The sequence below is a fragment of the Okeania sp. SIO2C9 genome, assembly GCF_010672455.1.
Classification (GTDB): Bacteria; Cyanobacteriota; Cyanobacteriia; order Cyanobacteriales; family Microcoleaceae; genus Okeania.
This window is the reverse complement of record NZ_JAAHGO010000007.1, coordinates 398,991-422,024: the sequence shown is the minus strand read 5'-3', so window position 1 is coordinate 422,024 and position 23,034 is coordinate 398,991. Positions and strand designations below refer to the sequence as shown.

Annotated in this window: 19 protein-coding genes; 6 read left to right on the top strand and 13 right to left on the bottom strand. The window is 37.6% G+C overall.

What is annotated here, in order from left to right; translation table 11 throughout:
• Positions 1 to 287: 287 nt before the first annotated feature.
• Positions 288 to 1,109 (bottom strand): YaaW family protein, encoded by an 822-nt coding sequence (locus tag F6K23_RS08130; protein ID WP_293153134.1) that lies wholly within the window; start codon positions 1,107 to 1,109, stop codon positions 288 to 290.
• 228 nt (positions 1,110 to 1,337) lie between these two features.
• Between F6K23_RS08130 and F6K23_RS08125 the strand changes: the two genes are divergently transcribed.
• Entirely contained in the window at positions 1,338 to 2,450 is a 1,113-nt protein-coding gene (locus tag F6K23_RS08125; protein ID WP_293153167.1) for an NAD(P)/FAD-dependent oxidoreductase, read from the top strand.
• A gap of 225 nt (positions 2,451 to 2,675) precedes the next feature.
• On the opposite strand, the gene F6K23_RS08120 is transcribed toward F6K23_RS08125, so the two are convergent.
• The 7 genes from F6K23_RS08120 to F6K23_RS08095 form a co-directional block, all read right to left on the bottom strand.
• A complete protein-coding gene (locus F6K23_RS08120) occupies positions 2,676 to 3,008 on the bottom strand; it encodes a XisI protein (RefSeq protein ID WP_293153131.1) in 333 nt (110 codons plus the stop codon).
• Complete coding sequence (locus F6K23_RS08115) at positions 2,996 to 3,412, bottom strand: XisH family protein (protein WP_293153128.1); 417 nt, start codon at positions 3,410 to 3,412, stop codon at positions 2,996 to 2,998. The genes F6K23_RS08120 and F6K23_RS08115 overlap by 13 nt, the downstream gene beginning before the upstream one ends.
• 279 nt (positions 3,413 to 3,691) lie before the next feature.
• Entirely contained in the window at positions 3,692 to 4,126 is a 435-nt protein-coding gene (locus tag F6K23_RS08110; RefSeq protein ID WP_367267654.1) for a hypothetical protein, read from the bottom strand.
• Positions 4,080 to 4,328 carry a hypothetical protein gene (locus tag F6K23_RS41605; protein ID WP_367267653.1) on the bottom strand — a complete coding sequence of 83 codons (249 nt, stop codon included), beginning with the start codon at positions 4,326 to 4,328 and terminating at the stop codon, positions 4,080 to 4,082. The genes F6K23_RS08110 and F6K23_RS41605 overlap by 47 nt, the downstream gene beginning before the upstream one ends.
• A 227-nt stretch (positions 4,329 to 4,555) precedes the next feature.
• Positions 4,556 to 4,756, bottom strand: coding sequence for a HEAT repeat domain-containing protein (locus tag F6K23_RS08105; RefSeq protein WP_293153125.1), 201 nt, complete (start codon positions 4,754 to 4,756; stop codon positions 4,556 to 4,558).
• A gap of 71 nt (positions 4,757 to 4,827) precedes the next feature.
• Entirely contained in the window at positions 4,828 to 5,160 is a 333-nt protein-coding gene (locus F6K23_RS08100) for a hypothetical protein (RefSeq protein ID WP_293153122.1), read from the bottom strand.
• A 41-nt stretch (positions 5,161 to 5,201) separates the two neighbouring features.
• The gene (locus tag F6K23_RS08095; RefSeq protein WP_293153119.1) at positions 5,202 to 7,619 is read right to left on the bottom strand and encodes a HEAT repeat domain-containing protein; all 2,418 of its coding nucleotides are present in this window, start codon (positions 7,617 to 7,619) and stop codon (positions 5,202 to 5,204) included.
• Positions 7,620 to 7,909: 290 nt separating this feature from the next.
• On the opposite strand from F6K23_RS08095, the gene F6K23_RS08090 reads away from it, so the two are divergent.
• Both F6K23_RS08090 and F6K23_RS08085 read left to right on the top strand, forming a co-directional pair.
• The gene (locus F6K23_RS08090) at positions 7,910 to 9,106 is read left to right on the top strand and encodes a Coenzyme F420 hydrogenase/dehydrogenase, beta subunit C-terminal domain (RefSeq protein WP_293153116.1); all 1,197 of its coding nucleotides are present in this window, start codon (positions 7,910 to 7,912) and stop codon (positions 9,104 to 9,106) included.
• Positions 9,107 to 10,078: 972 nt separating this feature from the next.
• On the top strand, positions 10,079 to 10,531 hold the full coding sequence (locus tag F6K23_RS08085) for a nitrate reductase associated protein (RefSeq protein WP_293153114.1): 453 nt from the start codon (positions 10,079 to 10,081) through the stop codon (positions 10,529 to 10,531).
• Positions 10,532 to 10,783: 252 nt separating this feature from the next.
• On the opposite strand, the gene rimM is transcribed toward F6K23_RS08085, so the two are convergent.
• Positions 10,784 to 11,413, bottom strand: a complete 630-nt coding sequence (gene rimM / locus F6K23_RS08080) for a ribosome maturation factor RimM (protein WP_293153112.1) — start codon at positions 11,411 to 11,413, stop codon at positions 10,784 to 10,786.
• 841 nt (positions 11,414 to 12,254) lie between these two features.
• Between rimM and F6K23_RS08075 the strand changes: the two genes are divergently transcribed.
• From F6K23_RS08075 to F6K23_RS08065, 3 genes are all read left to right on the top strand, one after another.
• A complete protein-coding gene (locus F6K23_RS08075) occupies positions 12,255 to 13,544 on the top strand; it encodes a tetratricopeptide repeat protein (RefSeq protein ID WP_293153109.1) in 1,290 nt (429 codons plus the stop codon).
• A gap of 576 nt (positions 13,545 to 14,120) precedes the next feature.
• A complete protein-coding gene (locus F6K23_RS08070; RefSeq protein ID WP_293153107.1) occupies positions 14,121 to 16,088 on the top strand; it encodes a hypothetical protein in 1,968 nt (655 codons plus the stop codon).
• Between the two features lie 478 nt (positions 16,089 to 16,566).
• Complete coding sequence (locus F6K23_RS08065) at positions 16,567 to 17,244, top strand: HEAT repeat domain-containing protein (protein WP_293153104.1); 678 nt, start codon at positions 16,567 to 16,569, stop codon at positions 17,242 to 17,244.
• A 327-nt stretch (positions 17,245 to 17,571) separates the two neighbouring features.
• Here F6K23_RS08065 and F6K23_RS08060 read toward each other — a convergent pair whose 3' ends face one another.
• The 4 genes from F6K23_RS08060 to F6K23_RS08045 all read right to left on the bottom strand — a co-directional run bounded on the left by F6K23_RS08060 (position 17,572) and on the right by F6K23_RS08045 (position 22,980).
• On the bottom strand, positions 17,572 to 18,327 hold the full coding sequence (locus F6K23_RS08060; protein WP_293153101.1) for a class I SAM-dependent methyltransferase: 756 nt from the start codon (positions 18,325 to 18,327) through the stop codon (positions 17,572 to 17,574).
• A 523-nt stretch (positions 18,328 to 18,850) separates the two neighbouring features.
• Positions 18,851 to 19,852: a formylglycine-generating enzyme family protein gene (locus F6K23_RS08055; RefSeq protein WP_293153098.1), complete on the bottom strand. Its 1,002-nt coding sequence runs from the start codon at positions 19,850 to 19,852 to the stop codon at positions 18,851 to 18,853.
• A 181-nt stretch (positions 19,853 to 20,033) separates the two neighbouring features.
• The gene (locus F6K23_RS08050; protein ID WP_293153095.1) at positions 20,034 to 21,026 is read right to left on the bottom strand and encodes an HAD family phosphatase; all 993 of its coding nucleotides are present in this window, start codon (positions 21,024 to 21,026) and stop codon (positions 20,034 to 20,036) included.
• Between the two features lie 202 nt (positions 21,027 to 21,228).
• Complete coding sequence (locus F6K23_RS08045) at positions 21,229 to 22,980, bottom strand: arylsulfatase (protein ID WP_293153092.1); 1,752 nt, start codon at positions 22,978 to 22,980, stop codon at positions 21,229 to 21,231.
• Positions 22,981 to 23,034: the final 54 nt, after the last annotated feature.

Genomic DNA, 23,034 nt, shown 5'->3' with positions numbered 1-23,034 from the left:
TTATCCTTTATTCTTTTTTGGCTACCCTGATTGATTGAGCCGATACGATCGCTCCCTTTTTTATCAATCCCTTTCATTGGCCTTGGCAGTTATCATCATTGCCTACCCCATCATATTGAGTGGATACATAGTTCTAATAATAATTAAATTGTTTTAGAGCTTTATATAACTCTAAAATAAAACCTAAATTATAACGCATCCTTCGCTCTCCAACCGAAATCGGTATTTTTGCAGAGGTATATTATCCATCATCCGTACATCCGTGCCATAATCAGTGTCTAGCTGTCCTAATTCAACAACCGAATCTGGGCCAAAACAAAAACAGCCGGAATCACACGGCCATAATTTGTAGCGATCGCTCTCCAACCCAAATCGGCCAAAAACCAAGTCCAGAGCATCGGGCCTAAGAATCCTAAAGCTGTCCGCGCTGCCCCATAACGAGCTGCACTTATGGCCATACCTCGATTGGCCATCTGCATAGTTATGTGACTTTGAAACTGAGCTGCTGCGGTTGCCCCACCCCTAACTAATGCTGCTTTTGTCACTTGATATTTAGCAAAATGAATGGCAAACTGACGGGCAAATTCCTTAAGTAAAATGGGTTTCAAAATCGAACTCACAGCCAAAGCACTACCACCTTTCAATAGTAAACTTAATGGATTTTTTTGTATTAATATTGGTAAAGGCTGAGGCACATTAGATTCGGCAAGGGATCTACATATACTTTGACTTAAGACCTCTTGTTCTGATTTTGGTAGACGTTTCCATGCCTGACCTAAAACATGGAGAAATACCTCTGCTTCTAAATCTATAGTTGAAAGCTTTTGAGAGTAGGAAATTTTCAGATAACGACAAATTTTGATTAAAGCTTGCCGATAGGTTATTTGTTGAGTGCGCCCTCGCAATACTGTCATGCCATCTGCCACCAGATAACAAAATCTTTGCTCTAGGGCGTCTAACCAGGCATCACGATCGCGACTTTGTACATCTATAGGTAGAGGAGTCTGGAAATAATCCAAAGGATTGATCCCGCGCCCAAACAAAAGTTCTGTTAACTGCTGTAACTCCTCTTCTGTTGCTAATTCTAGTGCTGCTCTTAGTTCATTCAACTTAAATTCCTCCACACCCACTAAGCATGAGTTAGTTATTTTACCAGGACTTACACAAATTGACTTTTAAACCACCATCTGTAGGGGCGAATGGTATTCGCCCTCCCCATCTGTAGCATTCGCCCTCTCTTTATGTAGAGTCTCTGCGTAAGTCCTGAAGCAAATTACCAAATTAAGGCTGAGTGCCAAGTTATTATAACATAACTATTTATTGTCGCCAGGAAAATGATGATGGGATCGCAACAATTTGATGTTACAGTAATTGGTGCTGGTATGGCTGGTTTAGTCTGCGCTCAACAACTCCAGCAGGCTGGTTATTCAGTGGTGGTACTGGAAAAATCTCGGGGAACGGGGGGACGGATGGCAACTCGCCGTGTATCAGGAACTCGTGTAGATCATGGGCTACGTTACCTCGAACCCACAGGTAAATTTTTGCAACAATTAATTAATTATCTAGAAAAAGAAAAAAATGGCCTTTCTTCCGAGCACATTCTCCAACTTTGGACGGATAAAATTTATGAACTAACTCAACCCCAGGGACGAATACTTCCTCTGACCAAAGATTGTTATATTGCGCCCCAGGGAATGAACTCTGTGGGTAAATTTCTTGCCCAAAATTTAGAGGTTTGGTTTAGTAGGCGAGTGGAAACTATGCACCCAAAAGTGGATAAAAATTGGCATCTGACTTTGGAAGTTATGAATGATGCTGCTACTGAAAAACCTATAGAAGTAATATCGAAAGCTGTTGTTGTAGCTATTCCTGCACCTCAAGCATTAATTATTTTAGATAAACCTGTTGCGGAAACACCACTGGAATTTATCAATAATTTACGTTTGGTGGAATATGACCCCTGTATTACTGTGATGGCGGGATATTCTTCTGCTCTACAGGAAAATTTACCAGAGTGGCGATCGCTTGCTTTTCCTCATGATGACTATCTTGCCTGGGTGGGTTTTGATAGCAGTAAACGTCTCAATTCTACTCAACCTGTATTTGTTATTCAAAGCAACGCCAATTTTGCCACTACCCACCTCGACACCACAGACTTACAAGCAGTGGGGCAAGAATTACTAGAGTATACAGCGCAACAGTTAATGCCATGGTTAAAATCTCCAGAATGGTTGCAAGTACATCGGTGGCGTTATGCTTTTTGTCGTCAACCTTTGGCTATTTCTTGTCTGAATACAGAATTGCCGTTGCCATTAGTAGGTGCAGGTGACTGGTGTGGCGGAGATAATATTGAGAGTGCTTTTGCTTCTGGGTTAGCAGCAGCAAATTGGGTAAATAGTAAACTACAAAATTTGTCGTTACCAGGAGAGAGTTTTTTGCAAGAAATTTAATCTTGTATAGCAGGCAACAGGCAACAGGCAACAGGCAAAAGTGGGAAAAACATTGCCTAATCTAAGATTCATCATTAGTCTATGTCCTAACCACCTCGTTCCTTGCTATATTATTATTTTACTTCATTAGTTATAGCACTACGCAAATAGGTTAGGACATTTTTAAATGCTCAAACTTAGTCAGATATTACTTTTAACTTTTAACTTGCGCGTAGCGCTATAGTCCTAACCGATAGCTAACCCGCTAAACTGTCGCCGATAGGTAGATTGAAAACCCAAAACTATATCTGTCTTGGGTACACCTGCTGCTAACAACTCGTCGGCAACACCGATATCCGTACAATCTTGTTGTATCCAGATTTTCCCATCCTTAATATCTACATGAACTGTGGTCCCATATACCCGTTTGTGGTCGTCCCAACCTAAATTAATGACTAGATAGCGATGGCGCACCGTATCGAAAACTGCTTCTACTTCTGTATCTGGAGAGATATCTTCTCCTAAGAAACTTTCGGTCAAAATTTTTTGCACCAGTTCGGGGTAATTTAGTTTTTCCATGTCACAATTTCCTCTTTGTTAGAGTCAAAAATTAGTAATTTTAATTGATGTTCGGCGATGACATCTCGAACGAATTCGCGACGAAAAAAGCCATCGTAAACCTCAAAGGTAATTGCCAGATATAATATTCGATTTGGATGTGTTTTTCTTAATGCAGAGCGGTAGTTAAGCATTTGACCGAGAGCTAAATGAAATTCTTTAACCTCGGATGTTCCTACAAAAGATTTAACTTCTACCGCTATTTTGCGATCGCCTTTTTCGGCAGCAATGATTTTTTCTGCACCTAAGTCTATTTGGAAACTAACGTCGCCGACTCTCATAAATAGAGGGTCGTGAGTTATAGTCCATCCATCTTTTTCGAGGGCGGAACGTACTGCGTCGTGAAAGATGTCTTTTGCTGACATAATAGCATTTTTTTGTTGAATTTCGGTCGAGTTTTGGGGTTATTTTTGACATTATAGCAATTAATATCAAATCCTGATAATTACTATATCTGAGTCATTGCGACTGGAACGGAGTGGAAGGAAGCAATCTCCTAAAACCCTTAGATTGCTTCCGGTCGTCGCAATGACAACTATTCAACCAGATTTTATATAATTTTTTCTTTAACGGTGTCCGGCGACGGATTGTTAAATACCTTTCATCTTCTAATTTTTTGCCGTCTAACGCATCTACAAATTTTGCTATTTGTTAGGCAAATTACTGTTAATTCCGAGAGATAAAATTCCCATGATTTTCTCTAAGTTATTAATAAAATATTCTGTTAGATCGATATGAACTTCTGTATTTTCTAATTTTAAGAATTTCCAAATATTTCCAGTGGTGACAACGCCGTAAATGGTGGAAATTTGATTGCCTTGTTGTTGATTAAATATTTGTGCTGCTATCATTTCTGCGAGACATTGCCCTAATCCGGCGTTTAAGTTTTCTTTTTTGGCTTCTACAATGGCAAAAACTGGAGATTTAATAAATAGTTGTTCTGGGTCTAGACTAATGAGAAAGTCACAAGTACCGTTTAATCCTCTGGTAGTATCGACGTTAAATTCTGTTCCGGAAAACAGGCTAATTTGATTATTGAGGGTTTTTCGGAATTCTATTAGAATCGGGGCAATAATCATTTCTGTTTGCGGAGCATTCCGTCAGGAAACGGGCTTTTTCTGTATTAATTGCTAAGGCTAATGGTAAGTTATTTTGTAATGTTTGTTTTAGAAAATCGCTTGGTTTAACTTCTGAAATATTGGCAAAAAAATCGACTTTTTCATTTATTTTTAAGGAAAATTCTTGTTGGATTTTTGGTAATGTTAAATCGCTGTAAGGCATTTTATTTTTGCTCCTTTTATAGCAATTCCTATAGTTATGAGGTATATTCACGATCCCCCTAAATCCCCCTTAAAAAGGGGGACTTTGAAGACTTTAGTGGTTCCCCCCTTACTAAGGGGGGTTAGGGGGGATCTGGGGGTCAGGGGGGGTTCTAAAACTGTACTTCATAGGTTAAAGAACTACTATAGTATTAATAATAATTATTATTATGTTTACCACTCCCCTACTCAAGTAGGTTTTGAACCATTACCTAACTTTTCTAATACTTCTACTAAAGAGGAACGCACTGTTGAATCATCATATTTAAGTAGAGTTAATAGAGCTTGCACAACTGGCTCTGAAGAGTTGCTTAATTTACCTAACACTTCTACAGCAGAAAAACGCATACTTGAATTGTCGTCTTGAAGTAAAGTTAATAGAGTTTGCACAACTGCTTCTGAAGTATTATAGCAATTCTTTAATCCGTGAGGTACAGATATTCGATCCCCCCTAACCCCCCTTAAGAAGGGGGGAGCTTCAAAGTCCCCCTTTTCAAGGGGGATTTAGGGGGATCGTGAACATACCTTATCGATTCGATAATTGCTATATCTAATTTATCTAATGTTTCTGGTGCTGAAAAATTGACTTCTGAACTATCATCTTGTAGCTGATTTTTTTGTCGAATAAACTCTTCAAAATCCTCAAACGTAGGTTCCTCTAATTGATATTTTTCCTTGGTATAATCTCCATAACCTGCATCAAGTTCTTGGAGAAAACGTAACATTCCCACAACACCTAATGAATCTATTAGTGCTTTGTATCCTTGTTGTCTAATTTCTGTTAATTTCATCATTTTTTCCTCTGAAATATTTATTAATATAACAACAGAGTTTTCTACTTTTCAGCTTCTGAATTAATGCCTAACTTTTCTAATGCTTCTGCAGCATAGGAACGCACATCTGAATCTTCATCTTGAAGTAAAAGTAAAAGAGCTTGCACCACAGTTTCAGAAGCATTGCCTAAGTTACCCAACGCCCGTGCAGCAACAAGACGCACGATGAAATCGTTATCTTGAAGTAAAGCTAAAACAGTTTGGATTACAATGTCAGAAGTATTGCCTAAGTTGCCCAATATTACTAGAGTAGAAATACGTGTTGCTAGATAATCATCTTGAAGCAAGGTTAAAAGATTTCGTACCACTGGTTCAGAAGCATTACCTAACTTGCCCAATACCTGTGCAGCAGATTGACGCACGCCTGAATCTTCATCTTCAAGTAAGGCTAATAGAGCTTGTACTGCTGGTTCAGATAGTTCAGAAACATTATCTAATTTGCTCAATGCTTCTACAGCAGAAAAACGCACCTCTTCATCATCATCTTTTAGACATTTAACAATATCAAGGGCAACAAATTTAGCTACCGAACCACTATCTCCTATTTTTCTAAGATCGTCCATCCTATCTTTTACCGTTGCCCATGGAGCAAACAAATTACGGACAAACCTTTTAATCCTTTGCCTCTCTAACTCTTTTTGTAAAGCCTCCAAATCCAATCCTGCCAGTTTCCCAATTTCATCTGCTACAAAACTAGGTACTCTAACCTCCGAACCTTTTGCCAAACAACAATCTCTCACTGCCAACAAAAAGCCTTTAATTTCTTCCTTTCCCAACTTTTCCTCTGCTGTTACCACGAACTTCCGCCACTTTTCCTCATCATCCTTATTCTCCTGTACCAAATATAGTGCAGCCAAATATTCCGCCAACGGATCGAGAGCAAAGCGAATTTTGTTTCTGTCTTTTCTTTCACCGTATCCAATAGACTTAAGCAGTCGCAGATGTTTCTCAAAATACTCAAGACATAATGTTGCATCATTTCTCCCCAACTCGTCAAAAGCTTTAACCACTGCTTCCCGTTCCGCATAGGATGGTTTATAACTTTGTTCCAAACATTTCCAAGCAATTAGTTGAGCATCCTTTTTAACCGTAGGATATTCACTCTTAGTCTCTCTTTCACCTTGATGGTTCAACTTTTCTAAGTGGTTAAGTATCAGATCGGGAATATTGTCCAGAGAACCCTCGGAGGTAAAATTATTCTCCTTACTATTAATCATCTTCTCAGCATAAAGCTTTGCCAGCAAAACAGTAATAGTCTTCTGTTCCCCAACAATGCGTGCAAGTTGAGCGCATTCCTGTAAAAACTCTTCTTGATCTGCCTCAAATAAATGCCATTTACCGCACTCCTTCAAATACTGCTCGATAAAGTAAGCTAACTTTCCTCCATCAAACCTGAGAGTTTTAATTTTGATATCAATACCCCGGAAATCTTCCTCTATTCTGGAAGTGACAATTAAAGCATTTGCCGGAAACTCTTTCGGGTTAGGATTAATTTTTTCTTGAGTTTCTTGACTCATCTCCGAATAGCGGTCAACTATCAATAAAATTCGGCGTTGTCGCAGGAGTTGTTTAACTAATAATTCATCAACAATCATTTGTTCGTTGTCGATCAACTCCTGAATTTCAGCCATCATTGCCTCCATTATCGGTTTGATGCCATCCCCAGTATTATCAATTTCCTTCTCAATTAAAACTGGTAACATCAAATGTTTAGCTAAAGCTTTAGACTGATGCTGTTTTTTCATTGCCCATTTAGCAATTTGACAAGCAATAGTTGTTTTTCCTGAGCCTCCTTCACCCCAAATTAACAGTCGCACTCGCTTTTCTCTGTTAAAAGGTTCGCTCAAGGTTTCCGCTGTCAGCTCATCAATTTCCTGAGTATTTAATTCCACCGGAAGTGAAACATAATCTTTTCGTTCGTCAACAGTTTCATTCTCCAGAAACTTCTGTTGAAAAGTCTCCAGATGTTTTTCCACCCAAGCATCTAATACCCTGGGGCGATACTTGAGAAAACGTAAGATACCAACAGGTAGTTTAACTTCTGGAGTTATTGGTGTTTTCGGTATCTTTAATTCCGCAGGTAGCAGCAATAACCATAGGGGGCGAAACCACAGAATTCCTAAATATAGACTTATCAGCACAGGTATTAAAATTAACCACCCTTCCCAGTCTTTCTCATCATCAGAATTTTCCGATTTTTCCTGTGTTTTTTGTTCAGTGGGTTGAGTTGTATTTTTTGGTTCAAGACTAGCAGTAGGTTGAGGGTTAGGCTCAACATTTTCTTGGGCAAATACTAGACTATTAATTTGCTTAGTGCTTGGGTATAATGGAGACAAACTTGTTACTATTAAAGGCAAAGAAGTAGACACCAGAGCTATTTTCAGCACAGCTAATAAGGTCTGTTTAGGAAGCTTGACCATAAATTAGAATACCCAAAAAGAGAATTTTTGAATGTCTATTATAGCAATTATTGTCAATAAATGAGTGATATAGAATCCGGGTAATTAGTCACTGCAAAGTCATTGCGACTGTAACGGAGTGGAAGGAAGCAATCTCTGGGACTATGGGATTGCTTCCCTGTCGGTCGCAATGACAACATATTGGCTTAAAATGTAATTTACACTCATTACCGAACCTCTTTTAGTTTCCTGCTAAATTTGGGAATATCCATTTTATACTGATAACTGATAACTGATAACTGATAACTGAAATGACTCCAAACACCCCTAAACACAAGAAAGCTAAAGCACTTAGACCAGGTGCCCGTCGCCCTGCCAAAGAACTCTGTAGCGAATGTGGTTTGTGCGATACATATTATATCCATTATGTCAAGGATGCTTGTGCATTTCTTAATCAACAATTTGACAACCTCGAACAAGAAACTCACGGACGCACCCGCAACCTAGATAATGAAAATGAGACTTATTTCGGCGTTCATCAAGATATGATGGCAGCTCGCAAAAAACAACCTATTGAGGGCGCACAATGGACTGGTATTGTGAGTACGATCGCCTGTGAAATGTTGAATCAAGGTATTGTGGAAGGTGTTGTCTGCGTGCAAAATACTAAGGAAGACCGCTTTCAACCGATGCCAGTTATTGCGCGGACTCCAGAGGAAGTATTGGCAGCAAAAGTGAATAAACCGACTCTTTCTCCTAATCTTTCAGTATTAGAAGAAATTGAAAATTCTGGCATGAAAAAACTGTTAGTAATTGGGGTTGGTTGTCAGATTCAAGCATTACGAGCGGTGGAAAAACAATTAGGTTTAGAAAAGCTCTATGTTTTGGGAACTCCTTGTGTGGATAATGTGACTAGAGAGGGTTTGCAAAAGTTCTTGGATACTACGAGTAAGTCACCAGAAACTGTGGTGCATTATGAATTTATGCAAGATTTTCGAGTACATTTTAAACATGAGGATGGGTCGATAGAAAAAGTGCCATTTTTTGGTTTGAATACTAAGAAATTAAAAGATGTCTTTGCTCCTTCTTGTATGAGTTGTTTTGACTATGTAAATGGTTTGGCAGATTTGGTCGTGGGATATATGGGAGCGCCTTTTGGTTGGCAGTGGATTACTGTTAGGAATGAGACGGGAAAACAAATGTTAGATTTGGTGATGAATCAGTTAGATACTCAACCTGTAATGTCTCAAGGAGATAGAAAAAATGCTGTTCAACAAAGTATTCCGGCTTACGACCAAGCTGTTACTTTGCCAATGTGGGCTGCCAAATTAATGGGAGTTGTGATTGAAAAAATCGGTCCTAAAGGTTTGGAATATGGGCGGTTTTCTATTGATTCTCATTTCACTCGCAATTATCTTTATGTAAAGCGGAATTATCCAGAAAAATTAGAGGCTCATGTGCCAGAGTTTGCCAAGAAAATTGTAGGGCAATATAAGTTGCCGAAATAATTTTTTGTTTGTAGTTTTGCTCTAGTCCTTTATACCAATTTGATAAATGTTTGCTACATTTTCTTGAGCGGGGGAGTGGAGCAGGGTCAATTTATTGTCACGCTTAGAAAAATTGATAGGGAGATGGGGAGATTCTTAATATTTGCATAATTAAATGTATTTCATATCCATATAAATATTCTCTGACGACAATGAATTAGCCCTGGGGTAGTGGGCAGGTGGGGGAGAAGTAAAAATAAGAATAATTAACAATAACTAGCTAATAATTATCAAAAAAAGTTATTCAGTCTGTGTTAATTACTTAATATAGCAATTCTCATATTGGTGAGGTACAAAATTCATTTGTTTTAGGGAGTAGGGAGTAGTAATTCGAGAGACAGGGGATAGAAAAAAAGAAAACCAACTGTATCTCACTAATTTGAGAAACGCTATAAAACATTTTTATTATGGCTAATTAATCAGACTTAATATTAGGGCTAAATAGGGCTTGCTGATTAAATATAAAAGCATTGACATATAAATAATTTAGCCTTTTTGGGAACGAAAAAAGTGCGCCTGTTTCAGTCTAAAACGCTCAAAAAGTTAGTATTTTAGGCTCATAGTTGGGCAGAAAAATCACTCTTACAATTCTTACTCCTACTTCCTCGCTCATATCATGTCCGGCAGCATCGGTCTTGTATAGCAAAGGTAAGGAAGAAGGAAGAGGGAAGAAGGAAGAGGGAAGAGAGAAGAGGAAGAAAGGCTACCCTCGCAAGAAAAAAACCATTATTTCCTGTAGATATTCACCCTTGGGTTTACACAAACGATATAAACGGACATGATATCATTCCCATTTATCCTGTCTCCTGTCTCCTACCCCTACTAAAATACTTTTTCAGCAAACCCTAAATATTAGGAATAGAGCAAAACTACGACCCTAATCATAACTGTTTTACCGGACATTATATAAAACTGAAAAATCAAGAAAATATAATGAATAATTATTTTGAATTTGAGCAAGACTTTGTAGAATCTCTACGATGTATTCCTATGATAGTCCGTTATAAATTAGATACCTGTGGAGTTAAATTAAAATTATCTCACTGGCATCAATTTAATCATTTAATTCGTCAAGAGCTAGTAGATAAATCTTGCAGTACACCAGAGGAAATTAAAAATTATCGAGAGTGGCTATATGAGTTAGTAATTCAACATACAGATACCCCTGCTAAAGAATTATCTATAGAACTAAATCCAGCTTGGATGGATAACACAAAAATTCCGGATGCTGTTCAAAGTAAAGCTCAAGAAACAGGGGTTGAAATTAAATTAGAGCAATGGAAAAATCTAACTCCACTACAAAGATTTGTTCTGATTAAACTTAGTCGCCCAAGTCATGAAAATAAAAACTTTTTACCTGCTATTAAAGAATTTCAGTTGATGTAATTTTTTAGGGAGCATCTCATATTTGCAAAAATACTTTTTTCCTATATATTCCCTGTTGCCTGTTGCCAGATGAGCTGTTGCCTAAAAGCGATAATTTTTTGGCTTTATCATTTTCTTTGTGGGTTTAATACCCCACCGTCTACACGGTGTTCAAAATTACTTGGGGTTAGAATCCCCATGTAATTTTCCTCCTGTCTCCTGTCTCCTGTCTCCTGTCTCCTTCTTCAATCAAAATTGAAATGCACCCATTTTTTATAAGTCAATTAACCCTAATGGGGGAAGAATTTCAATGATGCCTTTTTCAAAATCAACTACAGGAACAATTTCTTTAACAAAAGGAATTAATAAATTTTTAGGAGGGGAATATTTAGGCTTTTTTTGATGTTTCTTACGCCGACTTCTCCCACTTTCTTGTGGTGGTTTATCTTGAGTAATAGTTTCAGAAATAATAGGAGTATCTGTAGATATTTTTTCTACCTCTAATAAATCGTTTCCTGCTGAAATCATACTCACAACTTTACCAATAATTTCCCCATTTAATTGATTAAGAACTGTCAAACCAATTAAGTCTGGTAGATAAAATTCATCCTCTGCTAGTTGGGGGCGATCGCCTCGTTGGACGAACAAATGACTATTGCGTAATGCTTCAGCTTGTTCGCGATTTTCAATCCCTGCCAACTGTATTACATATAACTCTTTACCAGGAAGATAACGACCACCCAGTAACTCAATATCTTGGGGGTCTACCTGACCTGGTTGTAATAACCATCTTTTTCCTGGTTCTAAGAATCTTTCTGGAAAGTCAGAGTTAGGATATACTCGCAACTCTCCTCTCAAACCTTGAGGAGCAACAATTCTACCAATTTCAATCCATTCAGACATTTTTAAGTCAAAAGTCAAAAGTCAAAAATTTGCTATTTCTATAATAGACATCTCCAAAAATCAAAAATCAAATCAATTATAGTACAGAAATTATCAATTATTTCCCCCTATTCCCTATTCCCTATTCCCTCTTTTGGAGGAGATGTCTAATGCTATAGATAGAAATATTATTAGTTTATCATTTCCCTTATGGGTTTAATACCCCACCGTCTACACGGTGCTCAAAATTGTTTGGGGGAGCGAATCCCCATGCAATTTTCCCTCCTGACTCCTGACTCCTGACTCCTGACTCCTTCTTCAAGGTAGAAGGAAGAAGTAAAAATCTGATAACTGATAAGTGATAACTGATCTTTCCCTCTACTCCCTACTCCCTCATTTGGAGGAGATGTCTAATGCTATAGATAGAAATATTATTAGTTTATCATTTCCCTTATGGGTTTAATACCCCACCGTCTACACGGTGCTCAAAATTGTTTGGGGGAGCGAATCCCCATGCAATTTTCCCTCCTGACTCCTGACTCCTGACTCCTGACTCCTTCTTCAAGGTAGAAGGAAGAAGCAAAAATCTGATAACTGATAACTGATAACTGATAACTGATAACTGAAATAACGTTGTCTGAGTTTTAAGCTATCAATCTGTCCTAATATCATGTCCTGATAATTAGTGATAAAAAAACTTTCTCCTTCTTCTTCTCCTCCTCTTTCTTCTTCTTTATTTCCTTCTGACTCCTGAAGACTGACTCCTTCGTCGTTTATTTATAACTGTTCAACCGGACATGACATAATACCAAATTTCAAAAAGTTTGCTATATATAACATGGTAGAGTTTTGCCACAAGCAGATGTTAAAAAACCTCAGTAAAGGCTTACCAAAGTCAATTTATATTTTAATTATCACCCTAATATTTTCTATTAATGGAAATTCTGCGTATAGTCAAGGGACAAAGAATAAAATTAACGATAATTACCAACCAAAAAATGATTTAAAGTTATTATCTGTATTCCCGGAAAATAAAAATTTAGTAACTAATCCAATTGATAGTTTACTAGCTCAAAATCAGGAAAAAGTAGAAAATTTTCAACTGAAAGAAGAAATTCGTAGTCGCGTGCGAGAAGAAGTAGATTATACATTTCGTCATGCCACATCATTGCTCAGTATTTTTTTGATTTTGCTGACTTTATTTCCCGCTTCTGCCGCCATTTGGATTTGGTTTCTTCAGACAAAATTATCTAACAAAATTTTTATTACAGAGCAAGAAATTGAAAGTTTTAAATATGACACAATATCTCAGTTAAAAGAAATCGTCAATGAAGCTAAAATAATATTAGATGAACTGCAACAACAAAGTGAACAAGCTGACGAAAAAATAGAACAACTGCAAAAGGATACGTTGATTCAATATTCTGCTGCTAAAACTGATAATTCTGAGTCGTTAATGATGGCAAATGATTATGCTAAACAAGCAGATAAATTTTTCTTTGCAGGTAGACTCAAAGAAGCTGTTTCTTCTTACAATCAAGCCTTAAAAATTCATCCGGAAATGGCAGATACTTGGAATAATCGAGGGGTGGTATTGACAAGATTAAAAATGTATGATGAGGCGATAGTGTCTTATGATAGAGCGTTACAAATTCGCGCTGATTATGCTGATGCCTGGAATAATCGTGGTGTTTCTTTAATAGAATTGCAGCATTATCAAGAGGCAATTAATTCTTTTGAACAAGCAATTAAAGTTAAATCTGATTATGCTGATGCGTGGAATAACCGTGGTGTTTGTTTAGCAAAAATTCAAAAATATCAAGAGGCAGTTAAGTCTTATAATCAGGCAATTGCTATTAAAAATAATTATAGCGATGCGTGGAATAATCGGGGGGTTGCTTTGATGAAGTTGGGTATTTATGGAGAAGCGATCGCTTGTTATGATAATGCAGCAAAAATTAAACCTGACTTTTTTAGTGCTTGGTATAATAAGGCTCGTTGTTGTATTTTGAAAGGTGAACTTGAAGCAGGTTTAAAAACCTTGAAAAAAGCCATTAGTCTCAATGCTAGTAGATGTCAAGAAATGGCAAAAAATGAACCAGACTTTGACGAAATTAGAAATAACGAAATGTTTAATAAATTGATCAATTAATAGGTAGTAGATTTGAGGTAAGCATTTCCTGCGGAATGCTGCGCAAACAGCTATTAGCTGTCAGCTCTCCGCAAAAGAAGGGGTTAAATAAATATAGACTTTAAAGTCAGTTTTTGTAGTAAGTATAAATTCTGACTTAATTAGTAAAGTTTTTATCTAAAGCTAAAAGCAATAACTGAAGTCCGTAGTTCCGACCATAGGAGGCTAGCTGACGGCTGAATGCTTACGATTTGAGGTTTTCCATCAATCCGAATTTTACCAGCAAACCAAATCAAGAAACCCACATCTTATTAGCTTATTTATCACATTATTTAATCATGTTTGCTATAAAAACTATATCCTTCTATGCCTTCTGTCTTTTCTATGTTCCCTTTTGCTATTTATAAGTATTCAACCAGACTGTCTTAATCAATAGTTAAGTACCTGTGTTGAATTTTATTAGTTAATTACAAAACTTCCTATTTTTTTAAACATACATACATTCATTCATTGTATAATTATCAATGATAAATAAAATTATGTTTATCCATATTCAACCACAGGCAAAATAGTTATATTAATTTGAAGAAAAAATCTATGTCTGCTCAAAGTAAAATTTCCTGGCAAGAACGCTTTCAATATAAGTTTGACAACTTTATGTCAAGGGGTGGATTTTCTGTATTTCTAGCATTGCTCTCTGCTTTTTTTGGGGCATTTGTATTTATGACAGTTCTACGTTATATTTCTGAGTGGCTGTTCCCAAATCAAGATTTAGAAGGCGATTTACTTTGGGATGTATTTGTTCAACTTATAGGTCTCAGAGACACCGGAGACGAAGCAAATTTCTCCACTAAAACTGTAGGAGTGTTAACTATTTTTGTAGGTTTAGTACTTTTTTCTAGTTTAGTAGCTTTTATAACTCAAGAATTTGAATCGCGACTGACTTTACTGAAAAAAGGTAAAAGTTTGGTAGTAGAAAAAAACCATACTTTAATTTTAGGTTTTAATGACAGAATTGTAGATATTATTACTGAATTAGTAATAGCCAATGAATCAGAATCTGATGCAGTAATTGTGATTTTATCAGCACAAGATAAAGAACAAATGGATGATTTTCTCCGGGAGAAATTAGGAGACTTAAAAACTACTAGAGTAGTTACTCGTAGTGGAACAGTAACAAATATAAATAATCTGAATAAAGTTGGAGTTAAAGTTGCTAGATCGGTAGTTCTTTTAAACGATGCTAAAGGCTCAGATTCAAAAGAGTTTAAAAAATTATCTGATGCCAGAGTTGTCAAAGCAATTTTAGCCACTGTAGCAGCTAATGAGGAACAAAAATTATCTTTACCACCAATAATAGCTGAAATTCACTCAGAACAATATCGTATTTTAGCTAAAAGCATTGCCCCTGCAGCTGTAACAACTTTGAATGAAGCTGATATTTTAGGTAGAATTTTAGTCCAAACTTCACGCTCTGTAGGGCTAGCAACAGTATACTTAAATTTAGTAGGTTTTGCTGGAAATGAAATTTATTTTTATCGTCCTGAACATGATTGGCAAAACCTAAGTTTTACCGAATTACAATTTCATTTTTATAAAAGTATTCCTTTAGGTGTGCGAGATAAAAATGGTAATGTAATTATCAAACCAGATAACAATTACAACTTAATAGATGCTGAATCAATAATTGTTTTAGCGGAAGATGACTCCCTAATTACATTTCATCAGGAACCTTTCGTTAAACCTCAAGTTTTAGGTTATCTTGACTCCCGAAAAACTCTTGCTAGAAAAACAGAAAAACATTTAATTATTGGTTGGAACTCAAAGACTTCAATCTGTCTCCGAGAATATGCTAAATATGTACTTGAGGGTTCAGAAATTAATCTGGTTACTCACAACTTAACACCAGAAATTAAAGTTCAATTTGACGAAATTCGTCAAACTTATCCTGAAGTTTCAATGGAAATTTGGGAAATAGATGTAGATGTTGTTGAGGAACTCGAAACTCTCCAACCATATAAATATAACAGCATCTCAATTTTAGCGAGTAAAGGTAAAAACTCTGAAGAAATAGATGCTAAAACTCTAACAATATTACTAGAAATTCGGCAAATATTTTGGGAATATACAGAGCAAACAGGAAAGCCAGTTACAACTGAATTAGTAGCAGAATTAGCTGACTCCGAAGAAACAGATCTGGTAATTAAAGCTGGGGTTCAAGACTTCCTACTATCTAATCAATTCGTGTCGAAAATTTTAGCCCAAGTATCTCAAGAACCAGGGGTAATATTAGTCTATCGTTATTTATTTTCGGCAGAAGGTAGTGAAATGTATATTAAACCTATAGAACTTTTCTTCCCTACTGAAAAAATTGGTAAATTATCTTTTGCTGACTGTGTATTTGCTGCTCAATCTCGTAATGAAATTTGTATTGGCGTGAAGATAACTTCTCAATCTCAAGATAAAGAAAATAATTTTGGTATATATATAGCGCCAAGTTTGCATACTAAATTTGACTTAACCCTTAAAGATGAACTAATTACCCTCGCTGAAGATGAAACTTGAAAAGGGGAATTAGGTGATTGGCACTAAAAAGTGGGGCTGAAAAACTAACTTACATAACATTGCTAAAAATATTGATAATCAACAGCAAAATATTTGAACTTATAATTATAGTTTCATAAAATATAAGCAGTTGATAATTAATCAAAAATATTAGGAGGAGAGAAAAAAATCTAAGATTCTTTTTACTTGTAGTAATTTTCAGACAGATCGCCACAGATTAAAAACTATAATATTTGTCGGAATATACTATCGAATGTCCCTACTATTTCCAATATTTAAAAAGAATAATTCTACCAACTATTAAAAAGAATGCTACAACAAGGAGAGTGATCAATTTATGTATAGAAGAATCTTCTCCACAAAAGCTCACTATTATTATTTGTTCTTGATTTATTTGTTTTTAACTTCTTCCCTCTTCATTTATTAACTATAATTATAATATAAGACAAATGTAAAGTTTTACAAATAAAGGCCAAATATGCAAAATATGAGTTTAGAGCAAATATCTGTCCAATTAGATAGTGAAAATTCTCGCGATCGCCTCCTTGCCCTGGCCTATCTAAGAGAAGTATCTGCTACTGAGGCAGTACCTTTGATTAAAAAAGTATTGAATGACCCAAATTTACCAGTACGCTCCATGGCAGTATTTGCCCTGGGTGTAAAACAGACAGAGGAATGCTACTCAATTTTAGTAGAATTGTTAGAAAAAGATGCAGATTATGGCATTCGCGCTGATGCTGCGGGGGCGTTAGGTTATCTAGAGGATATTAGAGCTTTTGAACCCTTAGCAAGAGCATTTTATGAAGATACCAGTTGGTTAGTACGCTTCAGTGCCGCAGTTTCTCTAGGCAACCTTAAAGATCGACGTGCCCGTGATTTATTGATAGAAGCTTTAGATAATCAGGAGATGGTGATACAACAAGCAGCGATCGCCGCTTTAGGAGAAATTGGAGACTTAGAAGCAGTAGAACATATTCTCAAGTTTGCCCTTTCAGAAGATTGGTTAATTCGCCAACGTTTAGCAGAAGCTTTAGGAAATATGCCTACTCCTAAGAGTATATCTGCCTTGAAATATTTAGAAAAAGATAGCCATTCTCAAGTATCTCAAGCAGCAAGCATATCTTTACAACGTTTATCTACAAAGGAGAACAGTTAGCATTAGTAGACAACAGTGAGAAAAACATTTCTTAAGTAGGTCTAGTAACTGTTGGCTATAATCTGGTATAATCTATAATAATTTCTAATTATCTGTTTTATGCTACTTGGATTCAAAACCGAATTATTTATAGAAAATCATAGATTTTTGCAGATAATCGTAGGTTTCTAAGAACGGTACAGCGCTGCTCAATCAGGTCTTTACAACTTCCAGCTCAAAGTGCAGTAAGAGAAAAGGTTTACAAAAAAATAATGTCTAAATATGCCATAATGCACTTTTAGTCATGGCAAGAACATAGGGGCGAATGGCCATTCACCCCTACTAACTTCAGATATACTCAGGTTTAGTTGCTGCGATAAAAACCATGCGATCGCTAAATTTCAAAACTGATTTATCCTGATATTTCTCTTCCATTTCCTTTAAACCTGCTGCTAATTCAGTATCATTAAATTCAGAAAGCAAAAACATATAACGATTTTCTACCATTTCAAAATACTGACTTTTTGGCAATTCTAAAGGGTACTCTATAATATCAGAATCGACAAAAAAACCTACTTTTTGAAGTAAATCAATTAGTTCTTGATAGTGAGGTTGTTTTTTTTCGTACAATTCTAGTGCTTTAGCAAATAAAGGATACTCAATAGTGGGTGGTAAAAGCAATAACAAGAAAATTCCTCTAGGAGTTAGTCTTTGCCATAAATTCTGGAATAGTATAAATTTTTCCTCTATATAATGGATAGCTTCTTTTAAGAAAATTTTGTTATAAATTCCTGGGTTTTTAGAGAATTTTACTCCATCCATTTCTATGAGATTTAATCGACTATTTGCAGGAATTATTCCTAGCATTTCAGCAGAAGGATCGACGCAAATAATCGGTTGCTGTAATTGAATGTGATTGATAATTTCTTTGCTATAAATTCCTGTTCCACAACCAATATCTACCAAAGTATCTGTGGGAGTTAGGTGTAGATATTCGATGATTTTTTGAGTTGTAAATTTAATATATTCAGGAGAGTATGACCAGAGATTATCGTAAATATTGGCGATATTTTTGTAATGATTTTCGGAAGGGTTATTCAGCATAATTAAGATTTTTGCTCAAATTTTTGACAAACTTTTGATATTATAAAGAATTTAATCCCTGTTGTAAAATTGCTAATACTTGGGTTAAATTCCCTGCAAGTAAAGCCTCTAGGGCTAACCATAAACCAGGGAAATATTCACTACAAATAATACTTTTTTCATTTATTCCTTAAACTCCTTCAAAATGGTACTCGCCGCTCTCCAACTTTTGAATCGCAGCGGACTTGATTTCAGGCGGGCATAAACGAAACACTTTCCTACCGGGATTCTCAAAGTTCCTTCTTTCAAGAGTAACTGCCGACTCACCCAGTTTTTCTTCTCAGCAAATACCTCATGTTCGGTTCCGATAATCTCTTGCAAACGACGTAATATCATGCTTGCTCCTCTTGTGATTCAAACGATTGCTTAACTGATTTTTCAATAATATCGAGACCTTCAAGGAGCAACTCATCTTCAATAGTTAAAGGCGGCAGCAACTTTAGAACCTCATTGTACGGTCTGTACGAACCTTCATTATCACTATTCAACTGGATGATATAATTAAGCGAAACCCAATATGTGTTGTACCGGTATCAGGAGCTTGAGACTCTCTGGCAGCAGGTCGATAACGACTACAATAATTTTTAGCGCACAGGTAAGAACCACCTTTAATAACGTGTAAAGCTCCTTCCTGGGGTTTGATGGGATCGAAACTAGCGGTTTTGTCCGGTCCGAGGGGGTTTACACTATGGTCTTTGCCAGAATGTCCGACTTGATACCAGTCTGATGTCAGTTCCCAAACGTTTCCGGTCATCTCATACAGTCCGTAACCGTTAGGAGGAAAAGATTCTACAGGTGCAGTTCCTAAATAGTTATCTTCTTTGGTATTGAAAAAGGGAAACATCCCTTGCCAAGTGTTGGCTTTCTTTGCAGAATATTGATTTCCCCAAGTAAATTCTTGTTCCTGAAGACCACCCCGCGCTGCATATTCCCATTGAGCTTCTGTGGGGAGAGATTTACCCGCCCAATTAGCATAAGCAACAGCATCCTCATAAGCAATGTGAACCACAGGATAATTATTTTTCCCTCTGATGTTGCTTTTTGGACCGTAGGGATGTTGCCAATTAGCACCGACTGTCCAATGCCACCAGCTTAAGTAAGCAACTTGTTGGATGCCTTCGGAGGGAGGTTGAAAGACGAGGGAACCAGGTTGTCGTTGCTTGTCGGTTAGATTGGGGAATTGTGATTTTGAGAGGGGGCGTTCGGCAATAGTTTTATAGCCTGTTGCCTTGACAAATTTGCGGAATTCGGCATTGGTGATTTCGTGGCGATCGATGCAAAAACTATCTACAGTGACATCATTTGCCGAAACTTCTGATGGATAATGACTATCCGATCCCATTGTAAAAGTTCCTCCAGGAATAAATACCATTCCCTCTGGACAACTATTATCTGTAGAGGATGCTTGTGCTGGTGTGGAGAAAGGGAAAATCAGGGATATTGTTAGGAAACACAGAATAAGTGATTTTAACCAAAAAGTTTTCATAAAATGGTTGATATTTCGATAATACAGGGTATTACAGCGCTTTTCAAATTTATGAACCACATGGTCACAAACAAAATCCAGGGACGTTCCATGGAACGTCCCTACTTTGGTCTACTGACATGAAAACCGCTGTAATTTAATTTTATATCAGGTGAGCAAAGCTCACCCGAATGACGACTAACTAAAATTTAGGACACATGGGAGGTGTTCTTGATGGATTTGACTCAAAGATAGTATTGAAATCGTTTTGCATACTGACTACGATCCAATTTTCACGATTTTGGGCTACATAGAGAGATTCATTATCAAGTACTAAGTCATAATCTGTGATCTCAAAGCTTGTAGGATCGTCATTGTATTTATATTCTCGAACACAATCATCGTGATTAATTAGCACGATCAAGGATTGATCAACCCCAGTATCAGTGTATTGAAACATTTCAAAATCACCGCTAGAGTTACCCACTGCAATAATAGGTCGTTTGCCAATATGATTTTGAATCCCTACTGGTTTACCCTCTTGATCGTTATACTGAGCTAGCTGCTCATGGTCCACCATTCCTGCTAAAAAACCCGTATCACGTGTTACGTTTCCTCCAAACTCTCCATCGAAGCTTGTTTTGACGGCAGTACCAATCACTTGTTCAGGGGGAATACCATAAGCTTCGTCAGAAAAGGAACGTACAAAATCAATATCACCTCCAGAACAAATATAGACTTTGAAACCGTTAGCTTTGAGGTAGTTAACTAACTCAATTACAGGTTCATATACAAGTTCTCTATATGGAACACCAAAATCTACCTGATTTTCTTCATAGACAAATTGATGAGCTTTCTCTATATACTCGTCTGTTGTTAAGCCAACAGAACTCTCGTGATTTGCCAATATTGACAATTCAAACTGAATTGGGAAATACACAGGCTTTTCAGACCACAAGGTTCCATCATTATCGAAGACAGCAATGCGATCTTTTACTGGAACACCATCAGTAATAACTTGGTTCACGAAATTGGTGATCGCTTCTTTGGCTTCAGTATCATTCCAAGAATTTAAGTGCTCTTCACCAACAGCATGAGCAGGAAGACAACCTAAAGTACCGCCTAAACAAAAGATTGAGAGCAGAACCGAAAGAAAAAATGTGATAGTTTTTCTGTTGATATTGAGAAAGTTCATGATTGATTTACGCACCTTTAAATCAAGAAATAAAATAGGTCAAATTGTTGTTAACAGAAATAGGAGGATCTATCTTCAACAAAAGTCTTTAAAAGATCCTCCTAAATTCTACTTGTGTGTACACCGTAGTGTAGTCATGGAATTAATATCGCAGTCAATTTTAATTGCCTGGAAAATCACTGATGGGCAAAGTCCCCACGGACTAATCAATAGCACCCTGATATAAGTTAGTACCGACTGCTCCTTCCTGATTAGAGATTGAATCGATGATATCATCAACAATTATGTTAGGATTAGCCTGGAAAGGAGGCTGACTGGGGGGATACTTGTAAAAAGTATCTAGGTACTCCTTCACCAGTGTGCCCGCAGGTATCAGTAAGTAGCTACGGCGAATCCACCATTGGTTATAGTTGTTTGAATCTGTATCTGCTCGCTCGTAGGGATCCCGACGCAGGTTAAACAGCTTGGGAATTCGCAGGGGTACAAACTCTTCCCGCCAAACATCGAAATAGTGGGCTCGTTGCTCCAGATAGACGACTTTCCAGTCACCAACCCGAACCCCTGGCAATTGACCCTCATCATTAAAGTACATGAAGCCCGGACGCGCCCCCTCGGCATCGGTTTGGTCCGCATTTTCCAGATAGGCCAGTTGGTTATACCCATCCAGATAGGTATTGCAGAGATTGGGCTTCCCGATATTTGGAAGCACGGTACATGGCAGCTTCAGTTCTTCTTTTATGTCTGGCACGCCAGCTGCTGCCATCAGTGTTGGCACCCAATCCAGGTGGGAGAAAATTTCATGGGAGACAACGCCTGCCGGAATACGACCAGGCCAGCGCACTAAACCTGGAACCCGGTAGCCGCCTTCCCAGTTGGTGTTCTTCTCACCACGGAACGGACTCAGAGCACCATCTGGCCATTCGTTGTAATGGGGGCCGTTGTCTGTGGTATAAATCACAATCGTATTGTCAGCAATGCCCAATCCATTTGGGTTGTCTTCACTAGGCGGGTCTAGCAACTTCAGCAACTCGCCCACATGGCCGTCGTGCTCCAACATAGCATCGCCGTAGAAACCCTGACCGCTAAGACCATCCACTTTCTTGTTGATGTGGGTGTAGAAGTGCATACGGGTTGAGTTGAACCAGGTAAAGAAAGGCTGGTCGTTCTCAACAGCATTAGTAATGAATGTTTTGGTGCGATTAAGGAATTCGCGATCTACGTTCTTCATTCGTTGAATAGTCAGGGGCCCTGTATCTTTACAGAACTGATAGCCCAATTCACCGAAGCGTTGGAGAGATATCTCCCTGAGCTCTTGATCAGGAATCGGCGTTCCATCTTCCTGGTAAATTGGCTCTTCATACTCCTCATCCGATGCTATGCAATCAAGCACGCCACGAGGTCCAAATTTGTTGTAAAATTCTGGGTCTTCAGGGTAGTCCTCATTCTCCGGTTCTTCTTCCGCATTCAAGTGGTAGAGGTTGCCAAAAAATTCATCAAAGCCGTGAACCGTCGGTAGAAACTGGTTTCGATCGCCCAAGTGGTTTTTACCAAACTGGCCAGTCGTGTAGCCCAAGGGTTTGAGCATCTCCGCCAAGGTGGGATCATTGTCTTGGATGCCGAACGGCGCACCAGGGAAGCCCACTTTCAGTAGACCAGTACGCAGGCCGCTTTGTCCAGTGATAAATGTTGATCGACCGGCGGTACAACTCTGCTCGCCGTAGTAGTCAGTGAACAGCACACCTTCGTTGGCAATACGATCGATATTAGGGGTGTCGTAACCAACAATGCCTTTTTCGTAGGCGCTGACATTTGTCCAACCAATATCATCTCCCATAATCACTAAAATGTTAGGAGGCTCATTTGTTTGGGCTAATGCAGCAGATGTAGGAAACCAAGGCAGGATTCCCGACATTGCAAACACTAGGGAAATTGCGATAGCAATCCCTGTTTTCATAGCTTTTCGCATGAGGCAAAATCTACTTTTTTTATGTTAAGATTTTGTTACAAA